At 70.6% G+C, this 12,265-nt stretch carries 10 protein-coding genes and 1 pseudogene; 6 read left to right on the top strand and 5 right to left on the bottom strand.

From position 1 onward, the window contains the following. Window positions 1-25: 25 nt before the first annotated feature. Window positions 26-718 carry a GntR family transcriptional regulator gene (locus tag QR77_RS06170; protein WP_236710547.1) on the bottom strand — a complete coding sequence of 231 codons (693 nt, stop codon included), beginning with the start codon at window positions 716-718 and terminating at the stop codon, window positions 26-28. Between the two features lie 83 nt (window positions 719-801). On the opposite strand from QR77_RS06170, the gene QR77_RS06165 reads away from it, so the two are divergent. Beyond that, window positions 802-1,971 (top strand): mandelate racemase/muconate lactonizing enzyme family protein, encoded by a 1,170-nt coding sequence (locus QR77_RS06165; protein WP_040020153.1) that lies wholly within the window; start codon window positions 802-804, stop codon window positions 1,969-1,971. Window positions 1,972-2,059: 88 nt separating this feature from the next. Further along, complete coding sequence (locus QR77_RS06160; protein WP_063798002.1) at window positions 2,060-3,439, top strand: cation:dicarboxylase symporter family transporter; 1,380 nt, start codon at window positions 2,060-2,062, stop codon at window positions 3,437-3,439. A 62-nt stretch (window positions 3,440-3,501) separates the two neighbouring features. On the opposite strand, the gene QR77_RS06155 is transcribed toward QR77_RS06160, so the two are convergent. The 4 genes from QR77_RS06155 to QR77_RS06140 form a co-directional block, all read right to left on the bottom strand. Further along, window positions 3,502-4,647 carry a S1 family peptidase gene (locus tag QR77_RS06155; RefSeq protein WP_107068897.1) on the bottom strand — a complete coding sequence of 382 codons (1,146 nt, stop codon included), beginning with the start codon at window positions 4,645-4,647 and terminating at the stop codon, window positions 3,502-3,504. A gap of 192 nt (window positions 4,648-4,839) precedes the next feature. Beyond that, entirely contained in the window at window positions 4,840-5,763 is a 924-nt protein-coding gene (locus QR77_RS06150; RefSeq protein WP_040020151.1) for an ADP-ribosylglycohydrolase family protein, read from the bottom strand. A gap of 164 nt (window positions 5,764-5,927) precedes the next feature. Next, on the bottom strand, window positions 5,928-6,575 hold the full coding sequence (locus tag QR77_RS06145) for a fasciclin domain-containing protein (RefSeq protein WP_040020150.1): 648 nt from the start codon (window positions 6,573-6,575) through the stop codon (window positions 5,928-5,930). Between the two features lie 134 nt (window positions 6,576-6,709). Beyond that, the gene (locus QR77_RS06140; protein ID WP_040027383.1) at window positions 6,710-8,356 is read right to left on the bottom strand and encodes a molybdopterin-dependent oxidoreductase; all 1,647 of its coding nucleotides are present in this window, start codon (window positions 8,354-8,356) and stop codon (window positions 6,710-6,712) included. Window positions 8,357-8,584: 228 nt separating this feature from the next. Here QR77_RS06140 and QR77_RS06135 point away from each other — a divergent pair, with 228 nt between their 5' ends. The 4 genes and pseudogenes from QR77_RS06135 to QR77_RS06120 form a co-directional block, all read left to right on the top strand. Then, window positions 8,585-9,859, top strand: coding sequence for an FAD-dependent oxidoreductase (locus QR77_RS06135; RefSeq protein ID WP_040020148.1), 1,275 nt, complete (start codon window positions 8,585-8,587; stop codon window positions 9,857-9,859). Window positions 9,860-9,861: 2 nt separating this feature from the next. Then, on the top strand, window positions 9,862-10,593 hold the full coding sequence (locus QR77_RS06130) for a DUF1365 domain-containing protein (protein ID WP_040020147.1): 732 nt from the start codon (window positions 9,862-9,864) through the stop codon (window positions 10,591-10,593). Further along, a complete protein-coding gene (locus QR77_RS06125; protein WP_040020146.1) occupies window positions 10,590-11,903 on the top strand; it encodes a cyclopropane-fatty-acyl-phospholipid synthase family protein in 1,314 nt (437 codons plus the stop codon). Before QR77_RS06130 ends, QR77_RS06125 begins: the two co-directional genes overlap by 4 nt. Further along, window positions 11,900-12,265 (top strand): annotated as a pseudogene (locus QR77_RS06120) (SAM-dependent methyltransferase); the annotation flags it as partial. The gene QR77_RS06125 and the pseudogene QR77_RS06120, both read left to right, overlap by 4 nt.

The raw sequence follows: 12,265 nt of genomic DNA, 5'->3' as shown, positions 1-12,265 counted from the left end.
TCGCGCCGGGCCGGCCGACGGGCTGTCAGTCCTGTACTTCCAGCGCCTCGATGGCGGAAGCGGTCAGGCTGCGCTGGATGTGGGAGCGCATGAGCGCCGCCGCGCCCGCGGAGTCGCCCCCGATCACCAGCTCCATCACGTCCCGGTGTTCGCCGAAGTCGCGCATGCGCGGCTCGTCGCCCGGCGGCAGGTGGAGACCCATCCTGCGGTAGCGGTCGGACTTGTCCCACAGGTCGTCGAGCAGATGGATCAGCGCGTCGTTGTGCGAGGCCCGGTAGAGGGCCTGGTGGAAGGCGCGGTGGGCGACGAGCCCCTCCTCACCCCACTTCTTGGTCACCGGAAGCAGCGATTCCACCGTGCCGCGCATGGCGGCGATGTCGGTGTCGGTACGGCGGTCGGCGGCCAGCTCCGCGGCGAGCGGGTCGAGGGAGAGCCGGATCTCGAAGAGCTGCCTGGCCTCCGCCGCGTCCAGGCCGGCGACCCGCGCGTCCCGGTGCGTGTCCAGGTCGATCAGCCCCTCGCCCCTGAGGCGGCGGAGCGCCTCGCGGAGCGGGGTGATGCTCATGTGCAGCGACTCGGCGAGGTCGTACTGCGCGAGGCGTGAGCCCGGGGCCAGCACACCGGAGAGGATCTGCCGGCGGACCTCCGCGTACGCCGCGTCACTCTTGCTCAGGTAGACGTTCGGGCTGCCCATGTCCTCAGCCGCCTTTCCGGTCACCCGTTCCCCGCCCCTTGTGTCGACGCCGAGCGACATCGTAGCCTGCCGACACATCTTATAAGTTATTAGTTCCAGGGGTCAGTATGAAGATCGTGTCCGTTCACGAGGGCACCGTCCCGATCAGCTCGTCCATCCGCAACGCCTGGATCGACTTCAGCGCCATGGACTGCTCGATCGTCGCCGTCGTCAGTGATGTCGTCCGCGACGGCGAGCCCCTGATCGGCTACGGATTCAATTCCAACGGCCGCTACAGCGCGGGGGAGATCCTGCGGCGGCGGCTCATACCCCGCCTGCTCGAAGCGCCCGCCGACGCCCTGCTCACCGAGGGCGGCGAGAACTTCGACCCGGCGCGGGCGTGGGCGGTCATGATGCGGAACGAGAAGCCCGGCGGCCACGGCGAACGTTCCGTCGCCGTCGGGGTGCTCGACATGGCCCTCTTCGATCTGGCGTCGAAGATCGCGGGCCAGCCGCTGTACCGCTTCCTCTCGGACCGCTACGGCGACGGAGACCCCGACCCCTCCGTGTTCGTCTACGCGGCGGGCGGCTACTACGCGCCTGGTAAGACGACGGCCCACCTCCAGGACGAGATGAGGGGCTTCCTCGACCTCGGCTACAACGTCGTGAAGATGAAGATCGGCGGGGCGGACCTCAGCGAGGACCTGCGCAGGATCGAAGCGGTGATCGACGTGCTCGGCGGGGACGGCTCACGCCTCGCCGTCGACGTCAACGGGCGCTTCGACCTGCGGACCGCGCTCGCCTACGGCGAGGCGATCGAGCCGTACGGCCTCTTCTGGTACGAGGAGCCCGGCGACCCGCTCGACTACGCCCTGCACGCCACCCTCGCCGAGCACTACAGGGGTCCGCTGGCCACCGGCGAGAACCTCTTCTCCCTCCAGGACGCGCGCAACCTGGTGCGCTACGCGGGGATGCGCCCCGACCGCGACACCATCCAGGTCGACCCGGCGCTGAGCTACGGGCTCGTGGAGTACCTCCGTATCCAGGAGATGCTGAGCCGGCACGGCTGGTCGTCGCGTCGCTGCGTTCCGCACGGCGGGCACCAGTTCTCCCTGCACATCGCGGCGGCCCTGAAGCTGGGCGGCAACGAGTCGTACCCCGGGGAGTTCCAGCCGACCGGTGGCTTCGCCGACGACGCCGTGGTGCGGGACGGGCGGGTCGGGCTGACCGAGACACCCGGCATCGGCTTCGAGGGCAAGGCGCGGTTCTTCGACGTCCTCCGCCGGCTGCACGCCTGAGTCATGCCCTCCGCCCGGGCCGGCGGGACCCCGTGTGGCCCGTGCGGCACCCCACCCGTCCTCACAGCGCTGTGAAGGAGCCCGCACCATGTCCCTCCCCACAACCATCGACACACCCGGACGGCGTCCTGAACGTTCCGGACGCGCCGGGCGTCTTCTGAAGGAACTCTGGTTCCAGGTGGTCGTCGGTGCCGTCCTGGGTGTCGCCGTCGGCCTGCTGGCACCGGGCGTCGGCCTCGAACTGGGCCCGCTGAGCGACTGGTTCATCTCCCTGGTGAAGATGATCGTGGTGCCGGTCGTGTTCTGCGTCGTCACCACCGGCATCGCCTCGATGGACAACGTACGCAGGGCAGGCCGGATCGGCGTCAAGGCACTGGCCTACTTCGTCGTGCTGTCCCTGCTCTCGATGCTCATAGGCCTGGTCGCGGCCGACATCTTCCGGCCGGGGAGCGGCCTGCACGTCGATGTGTCCACGCTCGACGCGAGCAGTGTCCCGGGCGTGCAGGGGGCACGGCACAACGGATTCACCGACTTCGTGTCGAGTCTGATCCCCGACACCTTGTTCAGTGTGTTCTTCACCGACAACATCCTCGCCGCGCTGTTCGTCTCCCTCCTCATGGGCTTCGCCCTGAACGTGGCGGGCGAGCGGGCAGCCCCCCTCACCCGGGGGATCTCGGCGCTCTCCGATGTGGTGTTCAGGATCGTCTCCTGGGTCATGCGGCTCGCGCCGTTCGGCACGTTCGGCGCGCTGGCCGTCGTCGTCAGCACCTACGGCGCCACCAGCCTGCGGCAGTTGGGCTTCCTGATCCTGCTCTTCACCGCCGTCTGCGTGCTCTACATCGTGATCGTGCTCGGCGGGGTCATGGCGGCGTGCCGGCTCAGCCTGCTGGGACTCGTGCGGTACCTCAAGGAGGAGCTGCTCATCGCGCTGAGTACGTGTTCCAGCGAGGCGGTCCTGCCCCAGTTGGTGCGCAAGCTCGAAGTGCTCGGCGCCGGCCGGTCGATCGTGGGCATCACCATCCCGGCGGGATTCTCGTTCAACCTCGACGGGTCGGCCATCTACCTGACCATGTCGTCGATGTTCCTCGCCCAGGCCGTCGGTATCGATCTGTCCTGGCCGCAGCAACTGGCCATGGTGGGCGTCATGATGCTGACGAGCAAGGGTACGGCGGGCGTCACCGGCGGCGCGTTCATCGTGCTGGCCAGCAGCCTGTCGGCGATCGGGCACATCCCCATCGCCGCGCTCGCGCTCATCGTCGGGGTCGACCGGATCCTCAACGAGGGCCGGGTGTTCATCAATGTGCTGGGCAACGCCGTGGCGACCGTGGTGATCGGGAAGTGGGAGAACGACTTCGATTCCGAACGCGCCGTGAACATCCTGTCGAACAAGTCAATCAAGCCCAACGAGCCCAACAAGTCCAGCGAGTTGAACACCCCTGACGAGGCCGACACCACGGTCAACACCTGAAACTGCCACCGACCGCCCGGAGTCGGCCATGGACTCCGGGCGGCCGGTGGTGGTGCGCGCGGTCAGGCGGTTTCGAGCGTCAGACCGTAGTGGCTCAGGATCGGGTTGACCGGCTGGTAGAAGGACTGGCCCCCCGTGGTGCAGTTGCCGGACCCACCGGAGGTGACGCCCTGGGCCTGGTCGCCGCTGATGTAGGAGCCGCCGGAGTCGCCTCCCTCGACGCAGACGTCGGTCTGCGTCATCGAGAACACCGCGCCCTGGGCGTAGTTGACCGTGATGTTCTTGCCCTGGACGGTTCCGCAGTGCCAGTGCGTGGTGGAGCCGGAGCGGCAGATGGAGGCGCCGACGGGTGCCTCGTTGGAGCCCCGGACGAGCTGGTCGGAGATGGTGCCCCAGCCGAGGACCACCGGAGTCGTCCACCAGCCGCTGCCGACGTTCACCCACGCGAAGTCGTTGCCGGGGAAGGTCGACCCCTGGAAGTTGCCGACGTACGAGCCGTCCCAGCCGCTCACCGAAGCGCCGGCCTGCCCGCAGTGTCCGGCCGTGACGAAGCCGCCGTGCACCGAGAAGCCGATGGAGCAGCGCACGTTGCCGGTGAAGAACGGGTCGCCCCCGACGGTGCCCGCCGCGGTCGTACGCGGTGCCTCGGCGGTCTCCTGGACCGTGACGGGACCGGCCTTGAGCGCCTTGTCGACAAAGGCGCGGACAGCGTTGTCATTCTTCTGCGAAGCGACGACGTTCACCACGACACGGTTGGTCTTCGGCTCGACCTGCCAACTACTCACTCCGGCAGGGGCGGACAGCTTGTCGATCCGTTCCTTGACCGCGTCGAGCTGCCGCGCGCTGTGCTTCACCAGACGTACGGTCGCGCCTGTCGCCCGTACGGCGGCGGCCTCGCGGTCACTGCTGACCGCGACGGTCAGGGAGTTGTCGGCCGGGCTGAACCACGAGCCGGCGTACGAGGATCCCGCCGCGCGCCGCGCCTCGGTCTCGACGCTTGTCGCCTTCTTCTCGGCGGCCAGCCGTGCCGTGGCCTGGCTCGCTGTCAGACCGAGGTCGTGGCGCATCGCCGTCAGCAGACCGGCGGACGCCGGAGCCTCGGAGGTGGGGGAGGGGGTGGCGGCGGCCGCCGGGACCAGTCCGGCCGTCGCCCCGCCGAGGACGAGAAGAAGGGACAGGCCCGTGCGTATCGCTGTCGGGTGTCTCAAGGAGGTGCCCTTTCTGTGTTCCTGCGCTGTGGGGGAGGAGCAGGCGCCTGAGGGCGCTCTCAGGTGGTGTGTGCCGGAGCGTAATCAAGGATCGTGGTCAGGTCCATGCCAAATGCGATTTCTCCCGATCCGGTATCGGTGTCCGGTCCTCCGCCGCCTCCGGAGCGCGGACCCGTATCCGGGGGTACCGTCTCAGCCGGCCAACGCGTGGGCCAGCGCGGCGAGTTCGGCCGCGTCCAGCACCCGGTCGCCGTACCCCGGCAGCGGCACATGCAGCGGCTCGGTCCAGCGCCGGGGGATCGCGTCGAGGCCGTAGACCGCTCCGGCGAGTCCGCCGGTGACGGCGGCCACCGTGTCCGTGTCCCCGCCCAGGTCGACCGCGGCCGCCACCGCCTTCTCGTACGAGTCCGTCGTACGCAGCGCCCAGACGGCTGAGCCGAGGCAGGGCCAGACCGCGCCGTTGAACTCCGTGGCGCGCTCCGGGTGCCAGTCGGCGGTGAGTACGCTCGCCCAGCGCGCCCGGTGGTCCTCATGGACCCTGGCCAGGGCGCGGGGCACGGCCCGTACGGCGTCGCCGCCCTCCAGCGCCACCCGTACCAGTTCATGGAAGACGGCCGTGCCCTCCCAGGCGGCGCGGTCGCCATGGGTGAGCGCGGCGATCCGGCGGGCCGCCGACATGGTGGCGTCCTGTCCGGCGGCCGCGAAGTACACGGCGGAGGTGGCCGCGCGCATCAGGGAGCCGTTGCCGGCGGCTCTCCCCGTCCGCTGGAAGTGAAGGGCTGCGGCGATGTCCCAGGTGTCGCCGCTCGTCAGGACGTCCTCCGTCTGGAGTCCGATGTCCTTGGGCTCCCCACCGGCCCAGCGCCTGAACCTCTCGAAGATGTCGGGCAGTTCGAGCCCGCCGTGCTCCAGCAGTGACTCGCCGACGAGCACCGCCATCTGTGTGTCGTCGGTGGCCTCCCCGGGATCCCAGCCGCCGCCCCCGTTCATCTCGCCGACGCCGTCCGGGAACTTCTCGGAGTAGACACCGGCGCGGGCGAACTCGAACGGCGCGCCCAGCGCGTCTCCGACGGCGGATCCGACAACGGATCCGGCGGCTCTGTTGGCACGGTCCACGAAAAGCACCTCTGAGGGTGGGGGAGTTGCACGGCGCCCGGGCCCTCGACATTAGCCGCGACACCGCCCCTTTCGCCGGAAGTCGCGGATACTGCGACAGCCGGAAACCGGCCGCCGCGAATGCTCCGCGCCGGCCGGTTCCCGTATCGGGTGCTGCCCCGGTGTCACATCTTCGGCATGAGGACCGTGTCGATGATGTCGACCGTGGCGTTCGAGGTGGAGACATTGCCGCAGACGACGTTGGCCGTGCCGTTGACCTTGTACGCCTCACCGGATCCCGCCGTCATCAGCGTCGACTTCTCCAGCGTCGGGTAGGTGCCCTTCGCGAGCTGGTCGGTGGTGAGCTTCTGGCCCACGACGTGGTACGTGAGGATCTTGGTCAGCGTCGCCTTGTCGGCCAGCACCTTGTCCAGGTCGGCCTTCGGGATCTTCGCGAAGGCCTCGTTGGTCGGGGCGAACACGGTGATGTTCTGGGCGCTGTTGAGCGTGTCGACCAGGCCGGCCTTCTTGACCGCTGTGACCAGGGTGGACAGGTCGGGGTTGTTGGAAGCGGCGGTCGCGACCGGGTCCTTCGACATGCCGTCGAAGCTGCCGGCGCCGGACTTCGGCACCGACGCACACGCCGTACCGAACGGCTGGTCACCCATGGCGGCGTCGGGGGTGCTCGCCGCGGGCTTCGGGGCGGCGGGCGCCGCCTTCGACGACGAGTCCTTGCTGTCCTTGCTGTCGCTGGAGCAGGCGCTGAGCGCCAGCGGGAGGACGGCGAGGGAGACGACGGCGACGGCGGCGCGGTGCAGACGGTTGACGGTCATGAGGTTCTCCTTGAGAGATGAGGCACGGGTGTAGGCCGTGCCGGGTGGGGCGGGTATGGGGGGTGTTGGCGTGAAAACCGCCGCGGTACGTGGGTGCGTGCTCAGGCCCGTACGCCCGGGCGGGGACGGGGGCGTCAGGTCACTGCGACCACCACCGAGTGCCAGCCGGTCGCGCCGTTCGGTACGGTTCCGACGCGCTTGTCCGTCTGGGTGTAGCCGTCCCTGTCGGTGGCGCGGACTTCGAGCGTGTGACTGCCCGAGGTGGCCTCCCACGGCCACATCCACTGCCGCCAGGTGTCGCGGGTGTCCTCGGCGGCGAGCTTCGCCTCGCTCCACCTGCCGCCGTCGACACGCACCTCGACGCGGGTGATGCCGCGGTGCTGCGCCCAGGCCACCCCGGCGACCGGCACGGTGCCCGCCTTGGGGCTCGCGAAGGGCCGGGGGGTGTCGATCCTGGACTCGGTCTTGATGGGAGCCTGCTTCGACCAGGTCCGCTTGACCCAGTACGGGTCGTACTCGGCGAACGTGGTGAGTTCGAGGTCCTCCAGCCACTTGCAGGCCGAGACATAGCCGTACAGGCCCGGCACCAGCATCCGGACGGGGAAGCCGTGTTCGAAGGGCAGTGGCTCGCCGTTCATGCCCACCACGAGCAGCGCGTCACGGCCGTCCATGACCGTGTCGACCGGTGAGCCGATGGTCATGCCGTCCACCGAGCGGGCCACGAGCTGGTCGGCGGGGCCGCCCTCGGCCGGCGGACGTACGCCGGCCTCACGCAGCAGGTCCGCCAGCCGTACGCCGATCCAGCGGGCGTTGCCCACGTAAGGACCGCCGACCTGGTTCGAGACGCACGTCAGGGTGATGTCACGCTCGATCAACTCCCGGCGGAGCAGGTCGTGATAGCTGACGGTCAGCGGCTTCGCGACGCCCTTGCCGTGGATGCGCAGCCGCCAACTGCCCGCGTCGACACGCGGGACGACCAGCGCGGTGTCCACCCGGTAGAAGTCCTTGTTGGACGTGTGGAAGGAACTCAGGCCAGGTATGCGCAGTTCGGCGCCGGCCGGGACGGGACGCGCGGGTGACATGGCCCGTGGCAGGACGATGTCCGCACGTGAGGCGGCGGCTTCGGCTGCCCCTGATGCGTTGAGCTGACGTCCGAGGACGCCGGCTCCGGCCGAAGCCGCCACCGCGGCCGTCGCGGCGATGACGAAGCCGCGCCGGTCGAAGGACCCGGCGACGCCGCCCGTTCCGGCCACGCCGTCCGTCTCCCCGGGCCCGTCCGTCTCCCGGGGCCCGCCGGCCGCAAGGGACGTACGGGGCGCCGGGAGCCGGAGCGCCTGGAACCGGAACGGCGCGGCGCCGGCGGTCAGCCGGCCGGCCAGCAGGTAGAGAACCCCGCAGGCCAGCACGGCGCCGACCACCGAGGGCACGGCGTCGAGGGGGCCTCCGTCAGGTCGCTCCGCCGCCGCCAGTGCCCCGACCACACCGAAGACCAGAACCACCGAGGAACCGGCCTTCCGGTAGCGCAGCGCGACCACTCCGACCGCCATGGCGAAGACCGCCAGGAGGGCCAGGATGCCGAGTTGCAGTACCAGCTTGTCGTTGGTCCCGAAGTGCCGTACGGCGAAGTCCTTCAGGGCCGGGGGAGTGCGGTCGATGACCGCGCCGCCCACAGCCGTGACCGGGCTCGCCTCGGGGCGGATCGCCGCCGAGACCAGCTCGGCGACGCCCAGCGCCGAGAACCCCGCGATCAGCCCGCCCGCCGCGGCCAGTGCGGCACGCAGCAGACGGGCCGGCCACGGCTGATGACCGCCGTCCGACGCAGGTACTTTCCGATCTTCGCTCACACCGGCCATTCGGTGCCGGATGCAAGGCGGATTGGTCATTCACTCGAAGGAATTGAAGTCGGCTCCGGGGAAAGAAAGATCGCCCACTCCACCAATCCCCCGCCCCTCCCGTCTCGAAGGTTCTGTGAGGGGCTGCGCCCGGAGCCGGATGTCCGAGGGAGTTGTATGAGCGGCGAACGACGCCGAACGGCCGTGATCGGCAGCGGAGTGGCGGGGCTGACCGCGGCGTACGTACTGCGGCGCGCACACGACGTGGAGCTGTACGAGGCGGACAGCCGCCTCGGCGGCCACGCGCACACCCACGACATCGCGTCGTCCGACGGCCGGGTGCACCACGTCGACTCCGGCTTCATCGTGCACAACGAACGCACCTACCCGCTCCTGCTGCGGCTCTTCGGCGAACTGGGCGTCACCACCCAGGAGTCGGAGATGAGCATGTCCGTACGGTGCGAGGGCTGCGGGCTCGAATACGCCGGGGCGCGCGGCCTCCGCGGCCTCTTCCCCCGGCCGCGCCAGGCGCTCCGCCTCCGCTATCTGCGCATGCTCACGGAGGTCCCCCGCTTCCACCGGCGGGCCCGCGCGCTGCTGGCCTCGCGCGGGCACCGCGAAGCGGCCATGACACTGGGCGAGTTCCTCGCCGCCGGCCGCTTCTCCCCGTACTTCGTGGCGCACTTCATGACGCCGCTCGTCTCGGCCGTCTGGTCGTGCGACGCCGCCACGGTGGCGCGCTACCCCGCCCGCTACCTGTTCCGCTTCATGGACCACCACGGCATGCTGTCGGTCAAGGGATCGCCCGTGTGGCGCACGGTGAGCGGCGGGTCGCGCGAGTACGTCGAGCGCGTCGGCAAACAGCTCGCAGCCGTCCACCTCTCCACCCCGGTCAGGGCCGTACGGCGCTTCGCCGACCGCGTCGAGATCACCGCCGAGGACGGCGAGGTCCGGCGGTACGACTCGGTGGTCATCGCCGTACACCCCGCCCAGGCGCTGCGGTTGCTCGCCGACGCGACGATCGACGAGCGGCAGGTCCTCGGCGCCTTCCGCTACTCCCGCAACCCGACCCTGCTGCACACCGACACCGGTGTGCTGCCGCGCGACCGGGGCGCCCGCGCCTCCTGGAACCTGTGGATGCCGTCCTGCGAGGCGGGCTCCGACGCCGTACGCGTCAGCTACGACATGAACCGCCTCCAGCGGCTCGACGCGCCCGAGACCTATCTCGTCACGCTGAACGGCGCCGACCGGGTGGACGAGGAGCGGGTCCTCGACCGCATGGTCTACGAACACCCCGTCTACACACCGGAGTCCGTCGAGGCCCAGCGGCGGCTGCCCGCACTCAGTGGCCCCACCACCGCCTTCGCCGGCGCCTACCACGGCTGGGGATTCCACGAGGACGGCTGCCGCTCCGGTGTCGAGGCCGCCGCGGCGCTCGGAGTGCGGTGGTGAGCGTGAGCACCCGACCGGCCATCTACACCTGCCTGGTCAGCCATGTCCGGACCGCGCCCACCCGCTACCGGCTGCGCCTGCGCACGTACATGTGGCTGACCGACCCCGACCGGCCGCCGCGGCTGCCCCTGTTGCTGCGCCCTCTCGCCGGCTTCGACGCCCGCGACCACTTCGGCGGCGGCTCCCCGACGATCCGCGCGGGGCTCGACGCCTTCCTCGCCTCCCGGGGCGTGGACCTGGCCGGCGGGCCGGTCACGATGCTGGCCCACGCCCGGGTGTTCGGCCATGTGTTCAACCCGCTGAGCCTGTTCTGGTGCCACGGTCCCGACGGCGCTCCGGTGTGCGTCGTCGCCGAGGTGCACAACACGTACGGCGAGCGGCACTGCTACCTGCTGCGCCCCGACGACTCGGGGAAAGCCGTCGTGGACAAGGAGTTCTACGTCTCGCCGTTCTTCCCCGTCGACGGTGGTTACACGATGCGGGTGCCGGAGCCCGGTGAGCGGCTCAGCCTGACGGTGCACCTGGACCGTCAGGGAGGCAGGCCGTTCACCGCGACCGTACGCGGCGAACGGCGCCCCGCCACCGCCCGGTCGCTGCTGCGCACCGCGCTGCGCCACCCGTGGTCCACCGCTGTTGTCTCCGCCGGCATCCGGCTGCACGGAATCCGGCTGTACCTGCGCGGCCTGCCCGTGCGTCCCCGTCCCCGTCACCGACCCCAGGAGGGTGTGAAGTGAGCGTCTCCGCCCAGTCTTCCCCGTCACAATCCCCGACGAAAGCCGCTGTTCCCGCGCCCTCGGCGGCGCCGCGCGACAGCGCAGTCGACGCGCGCCGCTGGCCCGACGTGGCGCACCCGCCCGCCGCTTCCTGGGCCCGTACAGCCATCGCCGAACGGGTCGTCAGGCTCGCGCTCGGGAGGCTGCCCCTGCGCGTCAGGCTCGGTACCGCTTCCGGCACGCTCGGGCTCGGCGGACCGCTGATGGAGGTGCGCGAGCCGCGCGCCTTCTTCCGCAGGATCGGCGCCACCGGCCTGATCGGCTTCGGCGAGTCGTACATGGCGGGCGAGTGGGAGACCCCCGACCTGGTCGGCGTGCTGACCGTACTCGCCGAGAACGCGGCGACGCTCGTCCCCGCCCCGCTCCAGAAGCTCCGCTCGGTGTGGGCGCCGAAGCAGCCGGCCGCCCAGCGCAACACACCCGAGGGCTCACGCGACAACATCAGCCACCACTACGACCTGTCGAACGACATGTTCGCGCTCTTCCTCGACGAGACCATGACGTACTCCTCGGCGCTCTTCCGCGGCTTTCCCGCCGACCGGACGCTCCTGCCGGCCGCTCAGCGCCGCAAGATCGACCGGCTGCTCGACCAGGCGGGCGTGGGATCCGGCACGAAACTGCTGGAGATCGGCACCGGCTGGGGCGAGCTGGCGATCCGGGCCGCCGCGCGCGGCGCCGACGTGACGACCGTGACGCTGTCGCGGGAACAGCGGGAGCTGGCGCTGAGCCGGATCAAGGAGGCCGGATTCGAGGACAGCGTCCGCGTCGAACTCCTCGACTACCGGCGGGTGCAGGGCACCTTCGACGCCGTCGTCAGCGTCGAGATGATCGAGGCCGTCGGCGCCGAGTTCTGGCCGGAGTACTTCCGGACCCTGGACCGGCTCCTCGCGCCCGGCGGCCGGGTCGCCCTCCAGGCGATCACCATGGCGCACGAGCGGATGCTCGCCACCAAGGACACCTTCACCTGGATACAGAAGTACATCTTCCCCGGCGGACTCATCCCGTCGGCCGAGGCCGTCGAGCAGATCACCACCGAGCACACCGCGCTGCGCGTCGCGGCGAGCGACGGCTTCGGACCGCACTACGCGCAGACGCTGCGGCTGTGGCGCGAGCGGTTCCAGGAACAGGCCGGCGAGGTCGGGGCGCTCGGCTTCGACGAGGTCTTCCGGCGGATGTGGACCTTCTACTTCGCCTACTCCGAAGCGGGCTTCCGCTCCGGCTATCTCGATGTGCGGCAGATGCTGCTCACCAAGGAGGACTCCCCCCGATGACGGGCACACGCACCCGCCCCGGCGCCGCCCAGCGGCTCTTCCCGCTCGCCGAGCAGCTCTTCGGTGCCCGGCTCCCGCTGCGGCTGCGCGCCTGGGACGGCAGTACGGCCGGGCCGGGGGCCGCCCCGACGGTGGTGCTCCGCAAGCGCCGCGCGCTGCGCCGGCTGATCCACCAGCCGAACGAACTCGGCCTCGCCCAGGCCTACATCACCGGCGAACTCGACATCGAGGGCGATCTAGCCGAGGCCCTGAGCACCGTGTGGGGCGCCGTACGCACCCGGGGCGCGCACCCGCCGCACCTGACCCTGGCCGACCGCGCCCGCGCGGTGGGCGTCGCGCTGCGCCTCGGCGCCCTGGGGCCG

This window comes from Streptomyces sp. 150FB (assembly GCF_000818195.1).
Taxonomy (GTDB): domain Bacteria; phylum Actinomycetota; class Actinomycetes; order Streptomycetales; family Streptomycetaceae; genus Streptomyces.
This window is presented reverse-complemented; position numbering and strand designations above follow the sequence as displayed.

What these genes read in the sequence shown, in the direction of transcription:
- QR77_RS06165 (WP_040020153.1), top strand. Translation starts at nt 802, where the DNA reads ATGAAGATCGTGTCCGTTCACGAGGGCACCGTCCCGATCAGCTCGTCC.
- QR77_RS06160 (WP_063798002.1), top strand. Translation starts at nt 2,060, where the DNA reads ATGTCCCTCCCCACAACCATCGACACACCCGGACGGCGTCCTGAACGT.
- QR77_RS06145 (WP_040020150.1), bottom strand. Translation starts at nt 6,575, where the DNA reads ATGACCGTCAACCGTCTGCACCGCGCCGCCGTCGCCGTCGTCTCCCTC.
- QR77_RS06135 (WP_040020148.1), top strand. Translation starts at nt 8,585, where the DNA reads ATGAGCGGCGAACGACGCCGAACGGCCGTGATCGGCAGCGGAGTGGCG.